The sequence below is a fragment of the Acinetobacter sp. 778_lipA genome (assembly GCF_058242985.1).
Map to the genome: position 1 here is coordinate 844569 of NZ_JBZAYT010000001.1, position 24903 is coordinate 869471.

General features: G+C 38.1%; 27 protein-coding genes, 4 tRNA genes and 1 riboswitch. Of the genes, 8 read left to right on the top strand and 23 right to left on the bottom strand.

What is annotated here, in order from left to right; all coding sequences use genetic code 11:
- Nucleotide 1: 1 nt before the first annotated feature.
- On the top strand, nt 2-481 hold the full coding sequence (locus tag AC4CUY_RS03925) for a tRNA (cytidine(34)-2'-O)-methyltransferase (RefSeq protein WP_336952782.1): 480 nt from the start codon (nt 2-4) through the stop codon (nt 479-481).
- A 288-nt stretch (nt 482-769) separates the two neighbouring features.
- Here AC4CUY_RS03925 and AC4CUY_RS03930 read toward each other — a convergent pair whose 3' ends face one another.
- Nucleotides 770-1147 carry a hypothetical protein gene (locus AC4CUY_RS03930; protein WP_490773692.1) on the bottom strand — a complete coding sequence of 126 codons (378 nt, stop codon included), beginning with the start codon at nt 1145-1147 and terminating at the stop codon, nt 770-772.
- A 100-nt stretch (nt 1148-1247) separates the two neighbouring features.
- The gene (locus AC4CUY_RS03935) at nt 1248-1649 is read right to left on the bottom strand and encodes a winged helix-turn-helix transcriptional regulator (RefSeq protein WP_419327612.1); all 402 of its coding nucleotides are present in this window, start codon (nt 1647-1649) and stop codon (nt 1248-1250) included.
- Between the two features lie 167 nt (nt 1650-1816).
- Between AC4CUY_RS03935 and AC4CUY_RS03940 the strand changes: the two genes are divergently transcribed.
- A complete protein-coding gene (locus AC4CUY_RS03940) occupies nt 1817-2518 on the top strand; it encodes an SDR family NAD(P)-dependent oxidoreductase (protein WP_336952778.1) in 702 nt (233 codons plus the stop codon).
- A gap of 37 nt (nt 2519-2555) precedes the next feature.
- Entirely contained in the window at nt 2556-3113 is a 558-nt protein-coding gene (locus AC4CUY_RS03945) for a flavodoxin family protein (RefSeq protein ID WP_419327613.1), read from the top strand.
- Nucleotides 3114-3187: 74 nt separating this feature from the next.
- Here AC4CUY_RS03945 and AC4CUY_RS03950 read toward each other — a convergent pair whose 3' ends face one another.
- The 6 genes from AC4CUY_RS03950 to rpoD all read right to left on the bottom strand — a co-directional run bounded on the left by AC4CUY_RS03950 (nt 3188) and on the right by rpoD (nt 9957).
- Nucleotides 3188-4600 carry an APC family permease gene (locus tag AC4CUY_RS03950; RefSeq protein WP_004722537.1) on the bottom strand — a complete coding sequence of 471 codons (1413 nt, stop codon included), beginning with the start codon at nt 4598-4600 and terminating at the stop codon, nt 3188-3190.
- Between the two features lie 333 nt (nt 4601-4933).
- On the bottom strand, nt 4934-6118 hold the full coding sequence (locus AC4CUY_RS03955; protein WP_336952774.1) for an iron-containing alcohol dehydrogenase: 1185 nt from the start codon (nt 6116-6118) through the stop codon (nt 4934-4936).
- 3 nt (nt 6119-6121) lie between these two features.
- Complete coding sequence (locus tag AC4CUY_RS03960; protein ID WP_490773693.1) at nt 6122-6655, bottom strand: hypothetical protein; 534 nt, start codon at nt 6653-6655, stop codon at nt 6122-6124.
- A 79-nt stretch (nt 6656-6734) separates the two neighbouring features.
- Nucleotides 6735-7424, bottom strand: coding sequence for a lipoyl(octanoyl) transferase LipB (gene lipB, locus AC4CUY_RS03965; RefSeq protein WP_336952771.1), 690 nt, complete (start codon nt 7422-7424; stop codon nt 6735-6737).
- 174 nt (nt 7425-7598) lie between these two features.
- The gene (locus AC4CUY_RS03970) at nt 7599-7886 is read right to left on the bottom strand and encodes a YbeD family protein (RefSeq protein WP_004722529.1); all 288 of its coding nucleotides are present in this window, start codon (nt 7884-7886) and stop codon (nt 7599-7601) included.
- Between the two features lie 127 nt (nt 7887-8013).
- Nucleotides 8014-9957: an RNA polymerase sigma factor RpoD gene (gene rpoD, locus AC4CUY_RS03975; protein WP_336952768.1), complete on the bottom strand. Its 1944-nt coding sequence runs from the start codon at nt 9955-9957 to the stop codon at nt 8014-8016.
- A 331-nt stretch (nt 9958-10288) separates the two neighbouring features.
- On the opposite strand from rpoD, the gene AC4CUY_RS03980 reads away from it, so the two are divergent.
- Entirely contained in the window at nt 10289-10495 is a 207-nt protein-coding gene (locus AC4CUY_RS03980) for a PA3496 family putative envelope integrity protein (RefSeq protein ID WP_004722524.1), read from the top strand.
- 66 nt (nt 10496-10561) lie between these two features.
- Entirely contained in the window at nt 10562-11086 is a 525-nt protein-coding gene (locus AC4CUY_RS03985) for a YecA/YgfB family protein (protein WP_004722523.1), read from the top strand.
- A 70-nt stretch (nt 11087-11156) separates the two neighbouring features.
- On the opposite strand, the gene AC4CUY_RS03990 is transcribed toward AC4CUY_RS03985, so the two are convergent.
- The 3 genes from AC4CUY_RS03990 to trhO all read right to left on the bottom strand — a co-directional run bounded on the left by AC4CUY_RS03990 (nt 11157) and on the right by trhO (nt 14147).
- Complete coding sequence (locus AC4CUY_RS03990; protein ID WP_336952766.1) at nt 11157-11765, bottom strand: LysE family translocator; 609 nt, start codon at nt 11763-11765, stop codon at nt 11157-11159.
- A 586-nt stretch (nt 11766-12351) separates the two neighbouring features.
- Complete coding sequence (locus AC4CUY_RS03995) at nt 12352-12927, bottom strand: DedA family protein (RefSeq protein WP_336952764.1); 576 nt, start codon at nt 12925-12927, stop codon at nt 12352-12354.
- 287 nt (nt 12928-13214) lie between these two features.
- Nucleotides 13215-14147 (bottom strand): oxygen-dependent tRNA uridine(34) hydroxylase TrhO, encoded by a 933-nt coding sequence (trhO, locus tag AC4CUY_RS04000; RefSeq protein ID WP_034618212.1) that lies wholly within the window; start codon nt 14145-14147, stop codon nt 13215-13217.
- A 235-nt stretch (nt 14148-14382) separates the two neighbouring features.
- Between trhO and AC4CUY_RS04005 the strand changes: the two genes are divergently transcribed.
- On the top strand, nt 14383-14865 hold the full coding sequence (locus AC4CUY_RS04005; RefSeq protein ID WP_490773694.1) for a DUF1289 domain-containing protein: 483 nt from the start codon (nt 14383-14385) through the stop codon (nt 14863-14865).
- Between the two features lie 212 nt (nt 14866-15077).
- Here the strand turns inward: AC4CUY_RS04005 and ribB are convergent, their stop codons facing one another.
- Nucleotides 15078-15737, bottom strand: coding sequence for a 3,4-dihydroxy-2-butanone-4-phosphate synthase (gene ribB / locus AC4CUY_RS04010; protein ID WP_490773695.1), 660 nt, complete (start codon nt 15735-15737; stop codon nt 15078-15080).
- A 108-nt stretch (nt 15738-15845) separates the two neighbouring features.
- Nucleotides 15846-16003: riboswitch (FMN riboswitch) on the bottom strand.
- 166 nt (nt 16004-16169) lie between these two features.
- On the opposite strand from ribB, the gene AC4CUY_RS04015 reads away from it, so the two are divergent.
- A complete protein-coding gene (locus AC4CUY_RS04015; protein WP_336952760.1) occupies nt 16170-17999 on the top strand; it encodes a DUF2157 domain-containing protein in 1830 nt (609 codons plus the stop codon).
- On the top strand, nt 17996-18628 hold the full coding sequence (locus AC4CUY_RS04020) for a GDYXXLXY domain-containing protein (RefSeq protein WP_336952759.1): 633 nt from the start codon (nt 17996-17998) through the stop codon (nt 18626-18628). Before AC4CUY_RS04015 ends, AC4CUY_RS04020 begins: the two co-directional genes overlap by 4 nt.
- A gap of 56 nt (nt 18629-18684) precedes the next feature.
- Here AC4CUY_RS04020 and panD read toward each other — a convergent pair whose 3' ends face one another.
- The 11 genes from panD to AC4CUY_RS04075 form a co-directional block, all read right to left on the bottom strand.
- Complete coding sequence (panD, locus tag AC4CUY_RS04025) at nt 18685-19065, bottom strand: aspartate 1-decarboxylase (protein WP_004722504.1); 381 nt, start codon at nt 19063-19065, stop codon at nt 18685-18687.
- A gap of 153 nt (nt 19066-19218) precedes the next feature.
- Nucleotides 19219-19797: an aminoacyl-tRNA hydrolase gene (gene pth, locus AC4CUY_RS04030; RefSeq protein WP_004722502.1), complete on the bottom strand. Its 579-nt coding sequence runs from the start codon at nt 19795-19797 to the stop codon at nt 19219-19221.
- Nucleotides 19798-19817: 20 nt separating this feature from the next.
- Nucleotides 19818-20114, bottom strand: coding sequence for a 50S ribosomal protein L25 (gene rplY, locus AC4CUY_RS04035; RefSeq protein ID WP_004722499.1), 297 nt, complete (start codon nt 20112-20114; stop codon nt 19818-19820).
- 97 nt (nt 20115-20211) lie between these two features.
- A complete protein-coding gene (locus tag AC4CUY_RS04040) occupies nt 20212-21165 on the bottom strand; it encodes a ribose-phosphate pyrophosphokinase (protein ID WP_004722497.1) in 954 nt (317 codons plus the stop codon).
- 35 nt (nt 21166-21200) lie between these two features.
- Nucleotides 21201-21275, bottom strand: a tRNA-Gln gene (locus AC4CUY_RS04045).
- 91 nt (nt 21276-21366) lie between these two features.
- A tRNA-Gln gene (locus AC4CUY_RS04050) sits at nt 21367-21441 on the bottom strand.
- A gap of 19 nt (nt 21442-21460) precedes the next feature.
- Nucleotides 21461-21535 (bottom strand) — tRNA-Gln (locus AC4CUY_RS04055).
- A gap of 30 nt (nt 21536-21565) precedes the next feature.
- A tRNA-Gln gene (locus AC4CUY_RS04060) sits at nt 21566-21640 on the bottom strand.
- A 4-nt stretch (nt 21641-21644) separates the two neighbouring features.
- Nucleotides 21645-22478, bottom strand: a complete 834-nt coding sequence (gene ispE, locus AC4CUY_RS04065) for a 4-(cytidine 5'-diphospho)-2-C-methyl-D-erythritol kinase (protein WP_419327617.1) — start codon at nt 22476-22478, stop codon at nt 21645-21647.
- A 25-nt stretch (nt 22479-22503) separates the two neighbouring features.
- Nucleotides 22504-23112, bottom strand: coding sequence for a lipoprotein insertase outer membrane protein LolB (gene lolB / locus AC4CUY_RS04070; protein WP_490773696.1), 609 nt, complete (start codon nt 23110-23112; stop codon nt 22504-22506).
- Between the two features lie 8 nt (nt 23113-23120).
- Entirely contained in the window at nt 23121-24833 is a 1713-nt protein-coding gene (locus AC4CUY_RS04075) for a tetratricopeptide repeat protein (protein ID WP_336952756.1), read from the bottom strand.
- Between the last annotated feature and the right edge of the window lie 70 nt (nt 24834-24903).

The window sequence follows — 24903 nt, forward strand, 5'->3', positions numbered from 1 at the left end:
CGTGATTCATGTTGTTTTATACGAGCCTGAAATTCCTGCAAATACAGGGAATATCATTCGTTTATGTGCCAATACAGGTGCACAATTACATCTAGTCAAGCCTTTAGGTTTTGAACTGGATGATAAAAAGTTGCGCCGTGCAGGATTAGATTATCATGAATGGGCACATATGAAAGTTTGGGAAAACTTTGCTGAATGTCTGGCACATTTAGAGGTGCAGGGGATTGATCTTGATGCGATTTATCCTTTAACTACCAAAGGTACTGAAACACCGCATACTTCAGATTTAAACCGACCTGTGGCTTTATTGATGGGGCCAGAAACACGTGGTTTACCAGAAGATGTCCGTATGATGTTCCCAAAGGCGCATTGGATTCGTTTACCTATGGCACCGAATTCACGTAGTCTGAATTTATCGAATGCCACCGCAGTGATTCTATATGAAGCATGGCGTCAACAAGGATTTAAAGAATTAAAATAAAAATCATAACCCATCGTTTAGATGGGTTTTTATTCATATTAGTTTATGATTTCCTTTTGAGAAAGAGCGATGTGATTATCTTTGCATAAAAGCGACTTCATCTGTTGGAGGCTTTAAAATGAGTAATCACAATATTTATCTTAATTTTTGCCCTTTCTTTGCTGTGTAGCAAATGTCTGAGCCAGTCATTTTTTCTATAACCGTTCTTAAATAATGTGGACAGTCTGTATCAGAGTGCTCCGACATTTGTACTTTATTATCCATACTTTAAAATAATTCAGATTTTAACTATTTGTTTGGTCCTAAATAGGTCACTGTTTCAGATTTCGGTATACCTTTATAATCTGTGATTAAGATATTCAGTTTAATTTTTTGTCCTTTTTTAAATTCAGAGCGATTCGGGAAATTTCTTAAATTTTCTTCTAAGACTTTGCCGATATAGTTTTGACAACCACTATCTGCGCGGCCTACCTCTTGCGCTTTTTTTACAACACCTTTTATGTTGAGTGTTGTTTCCTCAATTTCACCTAAGCCATCTTTATTGATATATAGCGTACTTGTAGAAGTGTTTTCTAAAAGCTTAACCTCTAAATCACAAGAATTTTCATAGGACGCAAAAGCACTATGGCTGAGGATTGCTAGAATAAAGAGCAGTGGAATTTTCATTATTTTTCTCCCTTTGATATGTTTTATTAAAATTATGCTGAGTTTAATCATATTTACAACATATCAAGCTGAGTTAAAGTCATGTTCTGAGTGTTGAGATTTATGCTTCCTGCAACAGAGCTGGCTCATTTTTTGCTTGAATTGCATCAAATTGTTCTTGTGCGCGAATCACATGTTGCACATTGCCTTCAGCCCAGAGCTTAAATGATAAAGCAGTTTGAGCAAACTCAAAGCCTAGAGAGGTTAATGCATATTCAACACGAATCACATTGTTCTCATGAATTGTACGGGTGATAAATCCATCTCTTTCCAGAATTTTTAATTTTTGCGAAAGTACTTTAGGTGAGATTCCTGTTAAGTTTTTTTTCAGTTCATTGAAGTGTTGAGAGTGCTGATGAAGTCGATAAATAATCATCAAAACCCACTTATCTGCAAATTTTTCAAAAAAAGATCGTGCAGGGCAATTTGGATGAAAAATATTAAAATTGAATGCATTAGTCATCAATCTATACCTCTATTTGGAAAGTTATAACCAAGAAATGACCAGTTACCACATAGTAACTAATTGATACTAGATTTCAAAAGTATATCATAAGTTAATCAGGCCAATACAACTTCTGCTGATTGATAGCGTTGATAGACCATTTTATATTTATGAGCGTGGTTTTAATGAAAATAACAGATGCGGTCGTTTTTATTACGGGTGCAAATCGTGGTCTAGGTTTAGCACTTGCCCAGCAAGCGATACAACGTGGCGCCAAGAAAGTTTATGCAGGCATGCGTAATCTTCAAGGTTTTAATCAACAGGGTATTATTCCGATTGTTGTAGATGTCACAGATCCCGTATCTATTCAAAAAGCTGTTGCAGAATGTGGTGATGTCAATCTATTAATCAACAATGCAGGTATTGCACGCTTAAATGAAAGTCCTGTAGACGCAAATATTGCAGCAGTGACACGGACGGTTTTAGATACCAATCTTTATGGTGTGATCAATACGACTCAGCAATTCTCTCCAATTTTAGCAAGCCATTCTGAAAGTTATATCGTCAATATTTTATCGGATGTGTCTTGGGAACCCAGCACGATGTTAGCCAGTTATGCAATTTCTAAAGCAGCAGCATGGTCATTTACCAATTCAACTCGACAATGGTTAGTTAAAGCCAATGTTCATGTGATGGGGGTACATGTCGGTTTTGTCGACACAGATTTAACTCAATCACTCGATATTGCCAAAATTTCTCCACACACAGTGGCGCAACACGTATTTGATGGAATTCAACAAAATGCCTTTGAAGTGTTGGTTGGGGAATCTACTCAACAACTCAAACAAGGTCTAACGGCAACCGTTCCAAGTTATATCAAACATTAATTTTTAAATATTTACCGTCTATATAAGAGGACTTATCATGTCAAAAATCGCTGTTGTTTATCATTCAGGTTATGGCCATACCAAAGTCATTGCAGAAACCTTTGCCAATGAAATTCAGGCAACACTTATCGAAGTGGATCAAGAAGGCAATATTCAAGATCAAGATTGGGACACTTTGGATGCCGCAGATGCAATCGTATTTGGTGCACCAACTTACATGGGCGGTGTGCCTTGGCAATTTAAAAAATTTGCAGATGCATCATCTAAGCGTTGGTTTACTCGTGCATGGGCAGACAAGGTTTTTGGTGGTTTTACCAACAGTGCAAGTATGAATGGCGATAAGCAAGTGACATTAATTTCGTTACACACTTTGGCTTCACAGCACGGTGGTATTTGGGTCAGCCTCGGTTTAGCACCTTCAAACACTAAAAGTGCTACACGTCAGGATGTGAACAGCTTAGGTGGGTCTGTGGGCTTATTGGTTCAATCACCTGCTGATGCCAGTGTTGATGAAATTCCAAGCGGTGATTTAGAGACTGCAAAACAATATGCAAAACGTATCAAAGCGATTACGGAAAAATTTATTGCATCATAATTGCAGTTGATATGACTGAAATAACAAAGGCGCATAAAGCGCCTTTGTTATTTGATTACAAATGCAATAATCAATTATTCATGTTCATTATGTTGTGGTGCAGGGTAGCGGAAACCACGAGTTTTATAGGCTAAATATGCTACACCTAATACAGCCCATGCAAGTCCGAGTTTTAATGCCATTTCATCAATTTCTAACCACATCAAGAATACACTGGCAAAACCAAGAGACGGAATCACCACATAATTGATGATTTCTTTGAGTGATTTTGTTCTGCCATCACGTAAGGCGTAGCGTGAAATCACGGAGAAATTCACAAAACTAAAGGCTGTTAAAGCACCAAAGCTAATTAAATTGACAATATGCTCAAGGTCCAGAAAACCCGCCGATAACGCAACAACACCGACAATCAAAATATTATAAGTCGGGGTATGTAATTTTGGACTGATGTGACCAAAAATCTTTTTGTTAATGACGCCATCACGACCCATTACATACATCAAACGTGATACCCCAGCATGTGCAGAAATACCAGAAGCCAGTACAGCAATGACCGCAAAATACAACACTAACTTTTTAAATGCGATGCCTGTAATTGCCGTTAGAATTGTTGCATTGCCAAGAGCTTCAAGCATCACAGGTTGAGACTCATCCAGCGGATTAAAGTAAAGATTGGCATTACTTGGGAAAAATAGCTGAATAAAATAGGTACTAAAAATAAAGATAATACCCGCGATCAACGCTGTAGAGAAAATTGCTTTTGGTAAGGTTTTTTCAGCATCTTTGGTTTCTTCTGCAAGGGATGATAACGCATCAAAACCTGTGAAAGAGAAACAAAGAATCGTTGCACCACCGATTAACGCACCAATTGCAGTCATTTCACTCCAGAATGGAGCAAGTGACCATAGTTCAGCTTTATCTGGGTTTAAGGTGCCATCTGCGTAAATACCCTGAGTTAGCAGTAAATAAACTTCATAAACAAAGTAGAAAATGATCGCAAGTTGCACCACAACAATGGTACTGTTAAATCGAGCAACAAAACGTGAACCAAATAGGTTGATCACAGTCATAATTGCAGTTAGTGCTATGACCCAGATCCAGTTATTCACATCTGGGAATAAGGCTCTTAAGTAAATATCAGCCAAAATGATGTTGACGAGTGGAGATAATAAATAATCTAACCAAGAAGACCAACCCACCATAAAGCCGACATTCGGGTGAATCGATTTTTGCGCATAGGTATAAGCAGACCCTGACGAAGGGTAGCGCTTGATCATATGACCATAACTGATAGAGGTCAGAAGAATGGCAACAAGCGCAAAAATATAAGAAGTTGGAACATGTCCATGGCTTCCGTCGGACACTAAACCAAAGGTATCAAATAAGGTAAGTGGCTGAATATACGCTAGACCAATAATGATAATATGCCACAGCACAAGATTTTTTTTCAGTTTTGCTGTGGATTGAGTCCCAGAGATATCTGTCAACGGCGTTATCCTCTTAATCGTTGATCAAGGATCAGTCATATTTATAAGGATCGTTTGAGACGAACGATCCCCCCTAAGAATAAAACAAAAGTGCGCCAATCTACTCTAAAAGGTCACATTTGTCAGTAACTTTGTTCGCTTTTTTAGCAGAAAACGTGCCATCTTGATCAAAAAATAAGTGACTGCCGATTCTGCAAGATAAAAGCCCGATGTTTAGATAAACATCAGGCTATTTACTATCGGGGGCTGTCAACATTTCATCTGGGGATGACATCACTGCAAATATAGACTCAGTGCCAATAGCTCCCTCTATATTGTCGCAATTTTAGACAATTACCAAGCTTTTTCTAAGATCGACTTTAAATCTTTAAAAGTAGCTTCTTTCGGATTGAAAATAATTGAGCCATCATTGAGTGCTTTTTCAGCAACTTCATCCAGCTGTGCTTGAGTGACTTTGCCTGTTTCACTTAGGGTGCGTGGTAGTTTGGTCAAATGATAGAGACGATCACGCATGGTATTTAACGTTTCAATGGCCTTATCTGCACGCTGGTTAGCAGGCGTTTGTGCATAAATATCAGCACCAGCAAGTGGCAGCAAGAGATCGGCAATCTTGTCACCATTGAGGTCTTTGTTGTATTCCAACACATAAGGAAGAAACAGATTCATACATAAGCCATGAGGCAAATGCGCAACTGCACCTAAAGCATGGCCAAGTGAATGTACAATACCAACCATCGAGTTAGAGAATGCGATGCCCGCCATTGTTGATGCCTGAGCAAGTTCTAAGCGACCTGTTGCATCACTAGGGTGATCCAGTACATCAAATAAACTATTGCTAATCTTCTTGATGGCAGCAGTTGCATATGCATCAGAAATTGGATTGGCTGCAATACATGTGTAGGCTTCCACAGCATGCGTCATTGCATCCATCGCTGTCATTGCAGTCAAGTGTGGTGGCAATGTTTGAGTCATACGCGGATCAAGAATAGCCGCATGTGGCATTAAGTAATTCGAGGCAAATGCCATTTTGACATTTTTTTGATTGTCCGATACCACGGCTGCCAAGGTCACTTCTGAGCCTGTACCTGAGGTCGTGGGAATGACAAAAAATGGTTTAAGTGGGCGAGGGAGGTTGTGAGCGCCTGAATACTTCAGCAGATCATCACCACCTTCTGAGACTAAAATATTTGCTGTTTTAGAGGTATCAATTACTGAACCACCACCCACAGCAATAATCGCATCACAGTTATTTTCACGATAAGCTTGCGCAGCGGCACGGACTGTTTCAAGGCTTGAATCAGGTGGAACATCATCAAAAATAATGCCAATTTCAATATCTGTAGATTCAAAAGCAGCTTCGATAGGGGCCAAAAGGTGATTTGCACGTACTCCTTTATCAGTGATGATCATGGGACGCTTAGCGCCTAATGATGCGAGTTCGAAAGGAATATGTTCGAGTGCAGCATGACCAGCGATCACTTTTACTGGACAGAAAAATTCGTAATATGGTTTAGCCATGTGTTAAGCACTCCCTTTTAAATATGATTGGGCAACTTTGAGATAGATATTTGCAGCGCCCGCCAATTTTTCTTTTAAGCTCAATTCTGATGGATATTCTTTTACAGCGAGCTGTGCGACCAGTTTAGGTAAAATTAATGCTTCCATTTTATTCAGACAACGGACTAAACGGATGGCATGTGCTACATCTCCGTCTGCAATCATACGGTCATTTGCAAAAGCTTGAGCTGTGCTTTCCTGAAATGAAAAGACTAAAAAAGCATGGTGAACATGTTTGAAAATAATCGACAGATCTGGTTTGCCATCTAAAGATTTAACGAGTTCAAGTTGCTTGTTTTGGTTGACTCTGGCAATAAATGAAGCGCCATTTGGAAAAACTTTCATGGATAATGTAAAACCAACAGGGAGTACTGATACTTCATGTTTAATTTCATCATCAACTTGACTCGCCATAACCAAACCTCTGCCAATCACATCCATCATGAGTTTGACATAGGCTTGTTCTAAAGCGGGTTTGATAGATTTACTTGAAATCACTCGCTAATCCCTTATATAAAATTGTACTTTTGTTTTAGAGTAATTACTCTAATTTGTTTTCAGATAAAAATAAAGCGATTTATTTGTGAATGACTTCATGGTCATTTGATTTTTTATCAATGACTTTAATATCACTAAAGTAACCACTCTGTTGAAAATACTCAATCACATCTTTCGATAGTTGGCTGTAATCAGGGTGGTTTGTGATCAGATCACAGACGCGGACCATTTCTAAACCTGCATAACCACACGGATTAATGGTATGGAAGCCGTCTAAATTACAATCAATGTTTAATGCTAAACCATGATAACTACGACCTTTACGGATTTTAAAACCGAGTGAACCAATTTTACGTTCATTGACATAAACACCCGGTGCATCAGCTTTGGCATAGGCTTCTATATGATATTTCTTGAGCAGATTGATCATTAAATTCTCTGCATAAGTGACCAATGTACGTACATTCCATTTCAAGCGGTTTAAATCAAACATGAAATAAATCACCATTTGACCGGGACCATGCCATGTCACTTGTCCACCACGATCTGATTGAACAACAGGGATATCACTGTGCATTAAAATATGCTCAGGTTTTCCTGCTTGCCCCTGAGTGAGTACATCAGGATGTTGCAATATCCAAAGTTGATCTGGAGAATTTTCATCACGTTGTTCAGTAAAAGATTTCATTTCCTGAAAACGCTCGGCATAAAGCGTCAAGTCTTGATATTGACGAATAATCAGATGTGGTTTTAGAACAGCATCGTTCACAGACAAGTGCCCTTAAAATATAGAAATCGCTTTAATTATAAAGAAATTTAGTTTGGAAAAGTGAAAGCAATTGCTGATCATTTGCAAATAAACCAGAGGGGCATATTACCCTCCTTAAAATCCTGACGCATAAAAAAACACGCCATTGGGGCGTGTTTTTAAGTCATTTCAGCATTACAACGCAGTACGAATATGTTCGCAAGCCGCAAGGTCAGCATACAAGGCATGCACTTGCTCTAGTTCTTCAAAACGTAGCTGGGCTGTAATCGAATGATATTTACCTGTACGTGATGGTTGTACAACAAGTGTCGCTTCATTAAATTCAGGGAAATGTTTTACCAAAATTTCAACTACAGCACCACGTAATTCTTCACCCGCATTACCAATCAATTTAATTGGGTAATCCATTGGAAAAACCCAAAGATCTTCTTGTAATTCGCGAGATGGAGTGCGGTCTAACATTTTTTCACCTCTAATTTATCAACAATGCCTGCATAAGTGCAGGCATTGTGTTTCTCTTAAATACTTAATGGGGTTACTCGATTGATTTTCAAGTCCCGAAAGTATTCATAGATTGAACAACTTCAAATTAGTCATTTTCAAGGAACGAACGTAAATGTTCTGAACGAGAAGGATGACGAAGTTTACGTAAAGCTTTTGCTTCAATCTGACGAATACGTTCACGTGTTACATCAAACTGTTTACCCACTTCTTCCAAAGTATGGTCGGTCGGCATATCGATACCAAAACGCATTTTTAAGACTTTCGCTTCACGTTCAGTTAAATTTTCAAGTACTTCACGTGTAGCTTCTTTTAAGCCTTCTGAAGTCGCAGCATCAACGGGTGAAGTGATGTTGCTATCTTCAATGAAATCACCAAGATGAGAATCTTCATCATCACCAATTGGAGTTTCCATAGAAATAGGTTCTTTGGCAATCTTAAGAACCTTACGAACTTTGACTTCGTCCATTTCTAGACGTTCACCTAATTCTTCAGGTGTAGGTTCACGCCCCATTTCTTGAAGTAATTGGCGAGATACACGGTTGATCTTGTTAATCGTTTCGATCATATGCACAGGGATACGAATCGTACGTGCTTGGTCCGCGATCGAACGCGTAATTGCCTGACGAATCCACCATGTTGCATAGGTCGAGAACTTATAACCACGACGGTATTCAAACTTGTCTACCGCTTTCATCAAACCAATATTACCTTCTTGAATTAAATCCAAGAATTGTAATCCGCGGTTTGTGTATTTTTTCGCAATTGAAATTACCAAACGTAAGTTGGCTTCAACCATTTCCTTCTTGGCACGACGAGCTTTGGCTTCACCAATCGCCATACGTTTAGAAATGTCTTTAATTTCTTTTACGTTTAGATCAAGGTCTTTTTCAATATCAGCAATTTTTTGCTGGAATGCCAAAACATCAGGTCGAACTTTTTCTAAATAGCCTTTTTGTTCAGCAGGTGCCTTTGCAATTTGTTCATCTAACCAAGCTGGGTTTGATTCTTGACCTGGGAACGATGTACGGAATTGTGTACGGTCCATACGACCGCGGCGAACTGCATAACGCATAACCTCGCGTTCAGAAGTACGAATTTGTTCATGCGTACCACGAATCATTTCTGAAATGATGTCAAATAAACGTGGCGTAAATTTAAACATCATAAACACAGTTGCCAGCGCTTCCATTGCCTCAGTCCCTTGGGTACTATTACGGCCATGTTGAGCAATTGCTACTTTTGCATTATTCCAAACAGCTTCTAATTCTTCAAAACGCGCTTTTGCAATTTCTGGATCTGGGCCAGATTCGCCTTCAGAATCATCATCACTTTCAGATTCTTCTTCTTCATCTTCATCATCCAACTTAACTTCTTTCGTTGGTTTTGCAGACGTATCTACTTCTTCAACGATAACTTCAGCTTCGTCTTCTAAAACCTCGGGAATCACTTCGTCAGATTCAGGATCTAGATAGCCTGATAAAATATCAGCAAGGCGACGCTCGCCAGTTTCGTAATCTTTATATTCTTGTAAAACAACTTCAACAGCATTTGGCCAATAAGCAATCGAATGTAAAACGTCACGAATACCTTCTTCAATCCGTTTGGCAATACTAATTTCGCCTTCACGTGTTAAAAGTTCAACGGTACCCATTTCACGCATATACATACGTACCGGGTCAGTTGTGCGACCTGGTTCATTTTCTACAGAGGCAAGTACTGCAGCAGCTTCTTCTTCTGCAACTTCATCGCCAGCTTCGCTATTCCCTTCAAACATTGCATCATCTGTTTCTGGTGCGCGTTCATGAACAGGAATACCAACGTCTTGAAGCATTTGGATAATGTCTTCAATCTGTTCGCTTTCGGTGATCGAGTCTGGGAGATGATCGTTAACCTCAGCGTAGGTTAAGTAACCTTGTTCTTTGCCTCGGCTAATAAGAGCCGCTACTTGGGAAGTAGGGGAATGCATTTCGCTCATCTTTACTCTCTTCTCGTTGAATCTGTGGCAATGAAAAACCGTGCATAAGCGCACAATTTCTTAAAATATATCTTTGAATAGCTCGAATATCTCATCGGAAGAAATCAGCATAAGACTGTCCGATAAAATATTTAGAAGTTAAATTCAATCAAATAGGTGGGGGTGAAATTGTTATTTTCAAGATCATCCCATGCGTATTCTATTCAGAAAATGTCATAAAATAGTAAGACGCAGGGTGGATTATATCATTACATAAAATAGGGGCCGAAAAAAGCCCAAATTCGCATTTAAATGTAAAAAAAACCAAAAAAACTTGACAAGTTTTCTGAAGACAGATAAATAGCGCCTAGACCCATTCACTTTTTTTCATTATGAGGTAGTTTTAGTGTCTTCTACAGATTTTGAACTAGATGATAACTACGGTGATGATGATGTTAGTTTCGATGAGTCATCAAGCAAAATTAGCGCCAAAGAATCTTTAGAAAAGCGACGTTTGATCGATGATTTACTTGCTCAACGTCGTTTAGAAAAAGATTTAAAAGATTTTGATTATGACATTGATGATGACGATGATTTTGATGATGAAGATTAAAAATTCATTGGGCATGGCGTGGGAAAATGCTATGCTTAAATCTGATACAAATTTATTGGAAACAAAATGAGTGCTTTAGATTTAGACCTACTGAGTGATTATCTAGATGGTGACCAAAACGAATTTGGTCTAGATTTCGCAGCGACTCATGGTTTCTTGTGCGCAATTGCGGTTGGTCCTACTTTTGATAAATGGCTTGATGAGCTATTTGATAATAACCAAAAGAAAGTTCCAGCAGAAATCATTGTACAAATCAAAGCATGGCTTGAAGCGATTCGACAAAACTTAGCCAATGAAGAAGGAATTACATTTCCTTTTGAAATTGAAGAGGCTGATGTTGAATCAAGCTTAGGTGACTGGAGTGTTGGCTTTGTTGATGCAATGTTCCTCAATGAAGAAGCTTGGTTTGCACCAGAATATGAAGATCAAGTTGTCGATCTCACATTACCAATGATGGTGTTTAGTGGAATTGATGATGAAGATCCTCAAATGGAATCTTTCCGCCGCAATGGTCAGTTAATGGACGAGATTGCTGAAGAAATTCCTGAAAATCTAAATGAAATTTATTTGATGTACCACACACCAAATTAATTTGCGCGTATAAAAAAAGCATGCTCACTGAAAGTGGCATGCTTTTTTTATTGGTGATTTACGCCAATAGTTAAAACCGTGCAAATAATAGGCTACAACCTAAAATAAACAGTAAAAGGCCAATCACACGATTGATCACCACTTGGCGATCTAAAATTTTATTTCGTATGCTGGGATGTGCACAAAATAAGACAATCAAGCCAAACCAAACAAAATGACTCAACGAAATAAACGCACCATAAGCAAAAAGTTGAATGGTCGAACTTCCTGTAGAAGTCATCAGCTGAGCAAATAAACTGATTACAAATAAAGTTGTTTTGGGATTGAGGCTATTGGTTAAAAAACCATGTTTAAACGCTTGCCAGCTACTGATACCAACACCAATTTCATCCAGTTTTATTTTTGACTGGGTAAATGTTTTATAGCCAAGATAAATTAAATAAGCAGCGCCAATATATTGAATTGTTTGTAAAAGATAGGGCATATGATTTTTTAAAAAACCCAGACCAAGTAGGCTATAACCCACATGTATCCAGACACCACAAGCAATTCCTAGTGCTGTACTTAATCCAATATTGCGACCATATAAATAACTGTTTCTAGTCACGATAGCAAAATCAGCGCCAGGACTTATTACTGCCAAACAGGTGATTAAGATCACAGCAATCATTTCATTCACTCATGTATCCTTTTTTACACAGTTTTAATTATTTTTATATTTTTCATATATTTGTGTTGGATTAAAACGATAATATTTTGATGAAATGCATGATTTTTTGGAATGAGTGATTCTTGCCTTTGAATTCACTCAAATTTCTCAATTGGTTGGACGTTTTGAGTGCATTGAACATGTGGTGATTTTTTACGATTGCTATGGTGTATTTACTGCGGTTGGGTGAATTTTATACGGTGATGCTATTTATATATGGATTGTGTTTCAGTTGGTGGGCATAAGAAAATATAAACGATAGGCTTATTTTATAAGTTCTATTAAAATCTATTAATCAACATATAGCTGCTTTCATCCTAGAGTTTTCTAAAGGACGAGGACGCTTTCAAGATCCATTTCGCCTGATCATTTTGATTTATGAAAGCCATAATGTTTTTGTGATTTTTTGGAATTCGCTGATTATTTGTTAGACAGCTAATGTTAAGAACATAGAGCTTGGCCAAGCAAAGACAAATTTGTCTGCTCGACTCAATGCACACAACTCTCAATGTACACAAATAGTATGTTTTAACTGAATGCTGGGAGCACAATGTTTTTAGCGCGCTTTTGATTTTTTATAAAAAAAATAAGCAACTAAAATTAAGACAATGCCAATGATCACATAGCCTACGCGACTAAAAATTTGTTGCATGAGTTCTATATTGTTTCCAAAATAATAACCCACACATGCAAGAAAGGTGGTCCAGATAATTGTCCCTACGCCGCTATAGAGCATAAATTTCCAAAAAGGCATATGACTCATCCCAGCAGGGATACTAATCAAAGAACGAACTGCAGGAACCATTCGTCCAAAGAAAACCACGCGATGTCCATATTTTTCAAACCAATCTAAAGCTTTTTTGACCTCGTCAGATTTGATAAAAAGATATTTACCGTAGCGGTCAACCCAATTAAAAATACTTTGATTTGGGATTTTTCGCCCCACCCAATACAACAATGCTGCTGCTACCAGTGAACCGATGCTTCCTGCGATAATCACACCCGATAATAATAATTGACCTTTAGATGCAGCAAATCCAGCCGATGGCATAATCACTTCTGAGGGAATTGGCGGAAAGACATTGTCTAAAAACATCAAAAGAGCAATACCGAAGTAACCAAGTTGCTCCATGATCGAAATAATCCAATCAGTCATTTTATATATAAAAATAGGGCGTTATGAACATGGTATTGTTTTCATTTATCAAAATATAGTGAGAATTTGTTGTGTTGTTAAAACATTCAAATAAAAACCGCAGTCAATGAGCTGCGGTTGAGTGAAGCATTTTAAAATTATCTCAGCTTGCGTTATGAAACTTGAAAATAGTCTCGCTATTCTCCATTCATGCTTTACGACGTATACGTCTCATGCTCAATTTTAACCTACAACGCAAGCCATTTATGAAATGCTAACAGGCCCTAAAGACGTTTGCGTTTTGCAGCAGTAATTTGTGATTGACGCATACGGAAACCTTCTTTTTGTTTCTCAGATGTTTTATCAATACAATATTTGCAAGAAACACCATGTTCATAACTTGGTAAATCGGCTTCTTCAGGGACCAGTGGCCAACCACATGCATGACATTTAATATTTTCACCTTCTTCCATACCATGTGTCACCGCAGTACGACCATCAAAAACGAAACATTCACCTTCCCACATACTCTCATCAGCAGGGGTTTCCTCAAGGTATTTTAAAATACCGCCTTTAAGGTGATACACCTCGTTAAAGCCTTCTTGAAGGAGTAATGAGGTTGATTTTTCACAACGAATACCGCCTGTACAGAACATCGCAATTTTCTTATCTTTATGCTGCTCAAGTTCTTTTTTTACATATTCAGGGAATTCACGAAAGGTTTCTGTTTTAGGGTCAATCGCACCTTTGAATGTACCTGCTTTATATTCATAATCATTACGTGTATCAATCAAAATCACGTCATCACGCGCGATGAGTTCGTTCCATTGCTTTGGATCAAGATAATGTCCAACAAGATCACGAGGTTTCACCTCTACACCTAAAGTTACGATTTCGTTCTTTAGCTTAATCTTCATCTTACGGAATGGCTTTTCATCACTATGTGATTCTTTATATTCCATGCTGTTAAAGCCTTCATTCAATAAGAATTGATGAATGACGTCAATGGCTTGACGATCGCCAGCAACAGTTCCGTTAATTCCTTCACCTGCAATAATAAGAGTACCGCAAAGGTTGATGGTTTTTACCAAGTCTAAAAGACGTTGTTGAAGATCTGCAGGATCTTGAACTTCTTTGAATTGATAAAGTGCTGCAACAACCCAACCAGAGGTCGCTTGCTGTTCTACAGGTGCAAGCTGTTCTACAGTAGCGTTCATGGAGTACTCCAAATATTTAAGATAGAATAAAATTTAAGGCGCACATTTTAGCGTGATTTACATCAATATGCGAGAAAACCCTAGTCTTTGTAGTGTTTTTTTATTCCCTGAAAAAAATGTGGGTTTTTATACTAAATATAGTGCTTTAAAATATTTTATATACCATATATAGTATTGCGAAAAGATTATTTCGTACCGAAAAAGTGTGTCACATCGTTGATGTAAGGAGTAAATTTTGAGTAACGAACGTCGGATACCTACCTTAACGCCATGTGCTGGTCGTTGTTCAACGGTATTTGGTGATTCTGTTTGTCGTGGTTGCCGTCGTTTTAATCATGAAGTGATCCAATGGAATACATATGATTCAGAGCAACGTTTAGCCGTTTGGAAAAGGCTGGATGCACAGCTCGATCAAATTTTAATTCCGATGTTACCTTTTGCCGATTTAAGACATATCGAAGGTTTTATTTTAGGTAAACGTATACGAGTGATGGACTCAGCTTCTAAAGGACGCAAGTTGTATCATGCATTAAAAATTTGTGAAAAAAATAAACATCTTGCAGACGAGAGTGGTTTGGGAATTCAAGAGAAACAGGTAAAACCGCTTTGGGATGAATTTGAACGCCGTGTATTGGCATTGGCGAATGCGAGTTATGATTTCGCATGGTTACGCGCAGACGGTATTCGTCAAAGTATTTTACATTTGGAAGATGTTTAAGCCCAGTTCCCGTAATGATCTATTATTTAACAGACCTCAATATTTTGGCTATTTAATTTTAATCAATGTCACTTATAAAAATTAAAACAAAAACGGGCCCTGTCATTTAATCGTACTTTAATCAAGAATACCTAATCAATATTAAAAAGCCAGTCCAAAGATTTGAACTGGCTTTTTTACTCTGTCTAAATGTAATGACTTAAAATATTTTCTTAGATATTGTGTTTTAAACGATACTGAACCAATTCTTCAATGGTAATAAGTGTTAAATGATGCGTTTGTGCATATGCTAAAACTTGAATGCCTGAAGCCATTGTTCCATCAGGATTAGTCACTTCACATAACACACCGGCGGGTTTTAAACCGGCTAAACGTGCTAAATCAATAGAACCTTCTGTATGTCCACGACGGGTTAAAACCCCCCCATTACGACCACGCAATGGAAAAACATGACCAGGGCGATTCAGATCACTTGCGACAGCACCTGTTTTAATTGCAGCATGAATAGTAGTGGTACGGTCTTTTGCAGAAACACCTGTTGTTACACCTTGTGCTGCTTCAATGGTAATGGTAAAAGCCGTTTTAAACTGACTTGAATTGTCCTGAACCATAGGTGGCAGGTCAAGGTGATCTGCTAATTCATCGGTAATGGTTAAGCAGACAATCCCTGAACCATCACGAATCATACGTGCCATAGTTTCAATATTGAGGGTTTCTGCTGCAACAATTAAATCTGCTTCGTTTTCACGATCAAAATCGTCCATGACCAAAACAGGCTTGCCTTGGCGCATATCTTCGATTGCTTGTTCGATACGTTGGTCTGCAGGCGATAGTGCAGAAAAGAAAATTTCGGGTTGAATTAAACTAGACATTGAAACGCTCTCGTAAAGTTAAAATACGGTTGAACATTTCAGGACATTTGAAATAGTGGCGTTACAAAACCTTTTCCAATAAAGAATATTGAAATTTTTAAGCTGTGACGTCGTCTTCTTTCATCCGGACTATACCGTCGGCTTTGGCATTTCACCAAATCTGCGAATCACGATTAAGCGCGATAAGCTCGTGGGCTGTTGGCTCAGGCTTGAAAATCCGTCCAATTTACCACCGGTGGGGAATTACACCCCGCCCTGAAGCGATGTGCATTTATTATAGACACTTTTTTTCTAAATGGATGCTTTTTTTTAGAATGATCAGTACTATAGATAGAACAATAGTTGCTATAGAAAATAATTAAACTTATACATTTAAAAGAATATTTGTGGTCATAGTGATCAACGAATAGCAATACAATAAGGAGACTAAGCTTGATCACGATTCAGCAAGATGTCTATTCATGGCGTAACGATGACTTTGTTAAACACTTACAGGTTTTGGGATTTTCTCTAATTGCAGTAAGTATTTTATATTTGACTGCTGCAAATTGGTTAATGTTGCCTCAGTTTTTTCAATTAGCTATTCCACAAATATTTTTATTACTCAGTGCTCTAGCGAGTATTTTTTTGGCTAAGCATGATTATTTAGTACAGTGTTTACATACAGTAAGTGGCTTGATGATTGGTTTAAGTTTGGCGGTCATAGGTCAAATTTATCAAACAGGGGCAGATAGTTATTTACTATTTTTAATCTGGTCTATTTTATTATTGCCGTGGTTGTATCGTCCGAATATTGGTGTTTTTACATTGCTCTGTATTGTCAGTCAACTCACCTTATTTTTGTTTTTTAAACAAACATTTTGGGCTGATGAATATCCAGTTACATTCTTATTTAGCTTAAATCTTCTGTCATTATTTCAGTTTTATTTTTGTCTTCGTTATTATCAAAAGTTGCGTTATCTCTTTATCCTATGGTTTGGAATTCTTTCAATTTGGCATATGGGGTTATTTTTATATGGTGATGGTGATTTGGCATTCGCCACAACCATGATTTTTAGATTGATAGACGTTAAGATCGCTTATTTAATCTCATCATTTTTTCTTCTTTCTGTCGCATTAACTTATTTTTATCGAAAAAGAGATCAGTTATGTAGTGTACTTTCAGCAGTAGGTTTAGGGATTACGTTTACGCTGGTGATTTTCAAATGGATGAATAGTCTATTTCATGAATCTGAAGTGCTAGGATTATTTTCAATTGCTTTGGTTGTTTTCGCTTGGTTTGCAATGATTACTTTCCTATTGATTAAGTTTATTCCGCAAAACAAATTTAACAATATTCCTATCGCAGTAGGTGCGTGGATTGCAGGTGTTTTATTGGCATCATTGATGCTGACATTTTGGGGTAATTTTTCCTTGATTATGGGGGCAGTTTTTGTAGTATTGGCCGCCTTTATTTTAACAAAGAAACAAGCTTTATTTTTAAGACAGTTCGCTTATTGTATATGGGTCGCAGGGCAAAATGCTGTAATTTTCCATACCTTTGAATGGACTGATCAATTCTTTCCACTTTTCTTTATTCAATTTGCCATGCTGTATCTTAGTTATTTTATTCGCAGCCATTGGTTCTTTATTTTTATCCAACTATTTGCTTTGTATTTATCAGGTATTGCGTTGATTTGGGATTTAAACGTTCTGCTTGGATTACATCGTTTTGTTGAAAATTTTTCATTTCTGGTCTTATTGAGTTATGGGTTTTATCTCGTAATGATTTGGATGCATCGTATTCAACCCAGTCAATACCAACGAAGTTTAGCATTGGCTAATTTATTAATTATTCTTTCATCCATGGGGTTCTATACACTATTTGGACAATATGAATTAGATAAAATTAGATACCTTCCTATTCTTAGCTTGGGGCTGCCTATTTTGTGGTTGGCTTTGTTTATGGCGTTGAGGATTCGTAATCAATTTAGCTTGATTGCCCAATTGATTTTATTGGCTTTTGCTGCAGTACTGATATTTTATGGCTATTTTGAAATTTTTATTTGTATCGCCATACTTTCATGGGCATTGTCACAGCACGATAAAATTGTCTATGGTTTTGCTTTAGTGACTTTGGCGTTAACCTTATGGTTTATTTACTATGCCTTGAATGTTAGTTTCCTTGTTAAAAGTCTGAGTATTTTTAGCTCAGGATTAATTTTGTTGATACTGACTTGGGTACTGCATAAATTCCAATCAAAAGAGGGGGTAAATACATGAAAAAATTCATTCCTCTTTGTCTTGCTTTAATCTGTATTATTCTTTTTCTAGGCATCATTTTTAAGAATGAACAGCATCTGAAAAATAGTCAGAGTATATATGTCCGCTTACAACCTGCAGATCCTCGTTCATTTATTCAAGGGGATTACATGGCACTGAATTATCAGCTTTACTTAGCTCCTCAGGAGACTAGATTTTCAATTGAAAATCACCTAGATTCAACCAAACCCGCTATAGAGTCTAATGAGACAATCAGTCAGGTATTCTCAGGTCATTATTATGATGATCGTATAAAAAATAAGTCCTCTGTTTTGAATTATGTAGCATTAGATCAACAGCGTCGAGTGATTCATACATATTTTGAAGCACCCAAAAATATAGCTACAGTTCTACTGATATTAAAAAATCCAAATAATCGATATACATCATTATATCCAGCTTCAAAAAGTTTTTTATTCGCTGAAGGTTTGGGGCAATGCTATCAAGCTGCACATTATGCAGAATTTAAAGTAGATCAGCAGGGGAATGCGATTCTTGCATCTCTGAGAGGAAAGCAACTACAAGATTTAGACTGTGAGAATAAACAACGTTGGCGTGATGGTTTTCGTTCTGTAAATAAATCATCATAAGCTGAGTAGGCATAAAAAACCCGCATCATTGCGGGTCTTGAATCATCTGTGTGCAATTATGCAACTTGAACAGGGATACAGTTTGCTGTGTGATTTACTGTATTGTCTGGATTTGCATATACAAGACGTGGTTTATGCGCATCAGCTTCAGCATTAGTAAAATCACCAAATGTGGCAATAATCATTAAATCACCAACATCAGCTTGAAGTGCAGCACCACCATTGACTGAAATGATGCCTGAACCTTCTTCGCCACGAATCGCATAGGTTGTAAAGCGCTTACCATTAGTCACGTTCCACATATGAATTTCTTCATATTCACGGATACCAGCTAAATCCAAAAGAATACCGTCGATTGCACAAGAACCTTCATAATGTAATTCTGCTTGTGTAACAACACAACGATGGATTTTTGCTTTTAATAAACGAGATAGCATGATTTGCGTCTCCAGAGTAGCCCTTACAATTGTTATCTTGTGTTGAAGCAACAATTTTCAATGGGGGGATGCATTTGAAAGCGCATTTTGCTCTTAAAAATGAATCATGGCAAGAAAAATTATTGAACAAAGAACATAAAATTTAGGTTTAAATTATGCTTTATAAGCATTGATTTGATTCATTGCTTGCTGAATCTCACCATTAACCAATAATTTTGTTTTGCCTAAAGCATGGTGTATTGCATCATCCATTAAAGTCTGTTCACTACTTGGTGCTTTACCCAGTACATGTCCTGAAACTTTTTCTTTAGCGCCGGGATGACCAATGCCAATACGTAAGCGATGAAAATTAGAACCAATATGAGGAACAATGTCACGTAGACCATTGTGACCACCATGTCCACCGCCAGTTTTTAAACGAATGACGCCCGGATTCATATCCAGTTCATCATGAGCGATGAGAATTTCTTCTGGTTTAATTTGGTAGAATTTTGCAAAGGGAACAACACTTTGACCAGAAAGGTTCATAAATGTTGTGGGCAATAGTAGACGAACATCTTGTCCTTCAATATTACCGCGACCACTGATTCCTTTGTACTTTGAATCAGTTTTTAATGTAATACCATATTGTTCTGCAAGGCGTTCGACGAACCAAAAGCCTGCATTATGGCGGGTTTGGGCATATTCAGAACCTGGATTACCCAAACCAATAATCAGTGAAAGTTTACTCACTCATTTACACCATTTAACATTTATGCGCGTTTAAAGTCAGCGTGCATTGGTGTGTTTTTAGCTGGGTGACGTTGTAAAGCTTGGATTTTAACGCTTTCAACTTTACCTTCGATGTTAAGATCAATAACTTCTTCAAAGAAAGAGTTATTTTCTAAAGCTTTAACAAGCTCGCGAAGTTCTAAAGTAACCGCTACAGGTTCAGCAGAACCACCATAGATGATCGCTGGAACTTTGTTTTGAAGACGAAGGCGGCGGCTCGAACCTTTCCCTTGAACTGCTTCTTCACGTGCTACTGCATTTAATACGAAGTTTGCCATGATGACATTTCCTCATTGAGTGTAATTGACTGAACTTTCGACCAGCCCAGTGATATAAAGCCCTACCAAAGAGTAGGGCTTTGAAAATTTGGCGCTATTATAGATAAGAATCGAACATTGCGCTAATAGATTCTTCGTTGTTAATACGACGAATTGTTTCAGCAACCATACTTGCTACTGAAACTTGGCGAATCTTACCAAGTTTTAATGCTTCATCTGAAAGTGGAATTGTGTCAGTAACAACCAATTCATCAATTACAGATTTGCTTAAATTTTCGAGTGCTTTACCTGATAGTACAGGGTGCGTTGCATAAGCAACCACTTTACGAGCACCAAAAGTTTTTAGTGCATCGGCAGCTTTACACAAAGTACCAGCTGTATCAACCATGTCATCGACAATCACACAGTCACGATCACGTACATCACCAATCAAATGCATCACTTGTGATTCATTCGCTTTTTGACGACGTTTATCAATAATTGCAAGGTCGATATCCCCCATTTGTTTTGCAACAGCACGTGCACGAACTACACCACCAACGTCAGGTGAAACCACCATTAGGTTGTGATGTTGTTGTTGACGTAGGTCAGCAAGCAAAGCAGGCGTACCATAGATGTTATCTACAGGAATATCAAAGAAACCTTGGATTTGGTCAGCATGCAAATCGATCATTACAACACGGTCAATACCAACAGTGGTGAGCATGTCTGCTACAACTTTTGCAGTAATTGGAACACGAGTTGAACGAGGACGACGGTCTTGGCGTGCATAACCGAAGTATGGAATTACAGCAGTAATACGACCAGCACTTGCACGACGCAAAGCATCTGCCATTACTAAGATTTCCATAAGGTTATCATTCGTAGGGGCACAAGTGGGCTGTACGATAAACACGTCTTTACCACGCACATTTTCAGTAATTTCGACAGTGATTTCACCATCAGAAAATTTACCTACAGCAGCAGCTCCCAAAGGGATGTGCAAATGGCTAACGACTTTTTGGGCGAATTGTGGATGCGCAGTTCCACTAAAAACGACAAGATTGGGCATGAAGCACCCTTGGCGGTTGGCAGATTTGAATTAGATGGCAGGGGCGGCTGGATTCGAACCAACGGATGCCGAGATCAAAACCCGGTGCCTTACCACTTGGCGACGCCCCTAATGCGGCAGAATTTTAGTGTTTTTGCATGTCTCTGTCAAGGTAAATCAACATTAAATACAAATTACTATGTTCTGTCTTTTTTGAGAAAATGGCAGGGGCGGCTGGATTCGAACCAACGGATGCCGAGATCAAAACCCGGTGCCTTACCACTTGGCGACGCCCCTAATTTGATGTTGTATTTAATGGCAGGGGCGGCTGGATTCGAACCAACGGATGCCGAGATCAAAACCCGGTGCCTTACCACTTGGCGACGCCCCTAAAATACAACGATCTACAGATGAAAAATGATGGCAGGGGCGGCTGGATTCGAACCAACGGATGCCGAGATCAAAACCCGGTGCCTTACCACTTGGCGACGCCCCTATCATTACACTGTAAAATGAGTGAGTGGTGATTCATTCAAACTGTTGACCAAATAGGCTTTACAGGGTGAATACTTTAAAACATCATCAATCTTCATTTGTTCAGTGACTTCAACAAAAACACAAGCACCTGTACCTGTAAGCTTTGCTGTACCGAACTGATCTAAATACTGCATTGCTTCATCAACTTCAGGATATAAATTTCTTGCCAGTGGCTCAAAATCATTTCTAAAATTGGATGGCTTTAGCTGATAGGCGCAAAATTTAGTAGGCTTCGTATCTCTTGTCAATGTTTTTTGCGAAAAAAGTCGTTGAGTGCTGATAAAACAATCAGGTTTTAACACAATGTATTGTTTTTGATCTAAGTCTATGAATGTTAAGTGTTCACCTATACCTTCAGCCCAAGCATTACGACCATGAACAAAGATTGGAACATCTGCCCCCAATTTCACCCCAAGCTCAGCCAGTTGCTCAGTATTTAAACCGCACTGCCAAAGTTGATTGACCACGATCAATGTAGTGGCAGCATTGGAAGAACCACCACCTAGACCTGCACCCATTGGAATATTCTTTTCGATACGAATTTTTAAACCAGATGGCTGTGTGGCATAAGGTTTTAAAATTTGAACCGCTTTATAAATCAGATTATGTTCCAAATCGACGTTACTAAAACCTTCAAGACTGATTTCTGGTTGAGAATGTTCTGTTTGGGTGAATTCTAACCAGTCATACAAATCAATCAGCTGAAAAATACTTTGCAACTCGTGATAGCCATTTTCACGGCGACCTGTGATATGCAAAAACAAATTCAATTTTGCTGGAGAGGGAACACGAATCATAGATTTCATTGTCTAAGGTAAAGATTTAGCGGTTTTGAATCACCATTGTAATACGATTTTCCTGACCAGATTCAAGTTGTTGTTTTAAAATCAGCTTGTTGGGCAAGCTTGCTTGATTATTATAACTAAAATCTACAGTCCAGCCATCTTCAATGATTTGAGCAATACGTTGAGTATTGTCTCTTGTGATTTGTGCATTTTCAGTGGCAGGGTAGGCTTGAACCCAATCGACAATATGCGTAATAGGTGCATTCCAGCCTGTGGCTTTTTCAAGCAGTTCTTCTGGTGTTTCAGCCGAAATTGACCCTGTTTTAGCGCTGTTTAGAGTAACTTCCCCAGATTTTCCTTCAATAATGGTTTTGCCAATGCCTAAGATCCCATTCAATTGGATGTTAAAATCTTGTTGGTCTTGCGTCCATGTATAGAACGCACTGCCAGACTGTTTAGGTGTTTTTACCCCAATTTTCCCTTCAAGATTAAATTGATTTGACGGTTTTTGCTGAGGCGCTGTGGCATCAGTGGGTGCCGTAAGCGTTGGTGTGGTTGGTGCAGGCTTTACGACTTGCTGACAACCCGTGATTGTAAAAACGGTTGCTGCAGTTAGGCTACAAAAGATCTGTGGAATGTGACGCATACAAGTCATTAACTCTTTTTAATATGTTGCGGTAATATTAATGAATCTAATTGATTTAATTGAGGATCATTTGGGTGATTTTGTTTGAGTTGTTGTAACACTTCATTAAATTGAGCTAACGCACCTTGCATATACAAGGATTTTGCATATCGAATACCGATGTTTACACTATGACTCAAATTATAAGCTTTCGATAAAATGTTTGAGGCAGCATCAAAATCATTTTGCAAGAATGTGATATATCCCAGCGTATCTAAAATCGAGGCTTGATCTGGTGCAGAGTCTAAGGCATGTTCAGCATACTTTCGCGCTTCATCTAAACGTCTATTTTGTAGTGCAAGCGTATAGGCATAAGCATTTAAATAAGCAGGATTATTGGGCTCTAAAGTTAAAAGTTGTTTCAGTGCTTTATCAAGTAAATCACGATCCTCAAATGGATCAAGAAGCAGTATTTCTGAATAGAGAATTTCAGGATCATCAGGCAAGTTCTTCACTGCTTCAGTGAGTAATCTCAATGCTGCTTTTTTATTGCCCATGCGTTTTAAAATCTCAGCTTGAGCCTGATATAAGAAACTTGCATGTTGTGGATAATTGACACGTTCTTGGGTTAAAAACCGCAAAGCATCATTCATCTTGTCTTGTCTTTCAAAAATCGAGACCAGATTACGGCGTGAAACCGTATATAAGTTCCCATCAACCAGACGATAATAGGCTTTTGCCGTTTCATCATTTTGCTTTCGTTCAGCATTTACTGCCAAATAAAAATAAGCTTCATTTTGATAACGTGACGAATAACGTAATTCCACCAAATATTGTTCAGCTTGATCTAGCTTTTTTAAATCAATCGCAGTTAAACCTGCGATAAATAGGGCTTCTTCAGCATCCGGCCAAGTTTGGATAATAGATTCTAATTTAGTTAAGGCCAATTCAGATTGATGAATCTTGATCAAATATTTAACTTCAGCTAGACGGATATCATAGTTATATTTGTTTTTACGACTACTTCGATCATACCATTTTAAAGTCGCTTCTTGGTCACCCAAAGCCTCTAATAAATTGGCTTTCATCAAAATAAAGCCAGTCACTTTTGAACGTTTTCTTAATGCTTTATTGACAGTTTTTAGCGCTTGCTCGATTTCATCGTTTTGCGCTTCCAAACCTGCAATTAGAATAAGCACAGAAGGGTTATTTTTTTCTTTACTTGCTCTCAGTGTACTGAGCAGATTTTGACGATCTACTTCTGATTCTGGTGCAATTCCTTCTAAAATCTTTTCTAAATCAGCGTTAGGGTCAATGTTGAGAATACTGTCTAGGGTTTCTGCAGCAAGTTCGTATTCATGTGATTTGAGCGCAATATGTGCCAAGTAAAATTTTGCAGGAACATCTTCAGGTTCTTGTACAACCCAATGGGTGGCAATGTCTAAAGCGGCTTTTAAATCATTTTGTTCAATTGCAACATTCAAGGCACGTTGCTTAATGGTGGTTGAATTACTACGAATTGCGAGCACAGTATAATTGTGTAAAGCAGTTGCTGTATCATTATAAGCCAATGAAAATTCAGCAATAATACTTTGTTTTAATGCATTAGTATTATATTTCGCATGATAAAATTCTCCAGATGCTCTAATATGAGCACTAGAAGCCATGCTACCAACCAGTAAGAATGTGGTAGAATATTGCTTAATTGTCATGCCGCTTAAGCGGTTGTTTATTTGACGCAATTTTTCCGAATCCAAGTATGCTTTTTATGACACCGTTATTGCACAATAGCACAAATTTAACGAAATGATG

What these genes read in the sequence shown, in the direction of transcription:
- panD (WP_004722504.1), bottom strand. Translation starts at nt 19,065, where the DNA reads ATGCTATCTCGTTTATTAAAAGCAAAAATCCATCGTTGTGTTGTTACA.
- AC4CUY_RS03930 (WP_490773692.1), bottom strand. Translation starts at nt 1,147, where the DNA reads ATGAAAATTCCACTGCTCTTTATTCTAGCAATCCTCAGCCATAGTGCT.
- AC4CUY_RS03935 (WP_419327612.1), bottom strand. Translation starts at nt 1,649, where the DNA reads ATGACTAATGCATTCAATTTTAATATTTTTCATCCAAATTGCCCTGCA.
- AC4CUY_RS04020 (WP_336952759.1), top strand. Translation starts at nt 17,996, where the DNA reads ATGAAAAAATTCATTCCTCTTTGTCTTGCTTTAATCTGTATTATTCTT.
- AC4CUY_RS03970 (WP_004722529.1), bottom strand. Translation starts at nt 7,886, where the DNA reads ATGTTAGACCGCACTCCATCTCGCGAATTACAAGAAGATCTTTGGGTT.
- ribB (WP_490773695.1), bottom strand. Translation starts at nt 15,737, where the DNA reads ATGTCTAGTTTAATTCAACCCGAAATTTTCTTTTCTGCACTATCGCCT.
- trhO (WP_034618212.1), bottom strand. Translation starts at nt 14,147, where the DNA reads ATGAACGCTACTGTAGAACAGCTTGCACCTGTAGAACAGCAAGCGACC.
- AC4CUY_RS03985 (WP_004722523.1), top strand. Translation starts at nt 10,562, where the DNA reads ATGAGTGCTTTAGATTTAGACCTACTGAGTGATTATCTAGATGGTGAC.
- rplY (WP_004722499.1), bottom strand. Translation starts at nt 20,114, where the DNA reads ATGGCAAACTTCGTATTAAATGCAGTAGCACGTGAAGAAGCAGTTCAA.
- AC4CUY_RS03955 (WP_336952774.1), bottom strand. Translation starts at nt 6,118, where the DNA reads ATGGCTAAACCATATTACGAATTTTTCTGTCCAGTAAAAGTGATCGCT.
- AC4CUY_RS04040 (WP_004722497.1), bottom strand. Translation starts at nt 21,165, where the DNA reads ATGCCCAATCTTGTCGTTTTTAGTGGAACTGCGCATCCACAATTCGCC.
- AC4CUY_RS03995 (WP_336952764.1), bottom strand. Translation starts at nt 12,927, where the DNA reads ATGGAGCAACTTGGTTACTTCGGTATTGCTCTTTTGATGTTTTTAGAC.
- lolB (WP_490773696.1), bottom strand. Translation starts at nt 23,112, where the DNA reads ATGCGTCACATTCCACAGATCTTTTGTAGCCTAACTGCAGCAACCGTT.
- ispE (WP_419327617.1), bottom strand. Translation starts at nt 22,478, where the DNA reads ATGATTCGTGTTCCCTCTCCAGCAAAATTGAATTTGTTTTTGCATATC.
- AC4CUY_RS03940 (WP_336952778.1), top strand. Translation starts at nt 1,817, where the DNA reads ATGAAAATAACAGATGCGGTCGTTTTTATTACGGGTGCAAATCGTGGT.
- AC4CUY_RS03945 (WP_419327613.1), top strand. Translation starts at nt 2,556, where the DNA reads ATGTCAAAAATCGCTGTTGTTTATCATTCAGGTTATGGCCATACCAAA.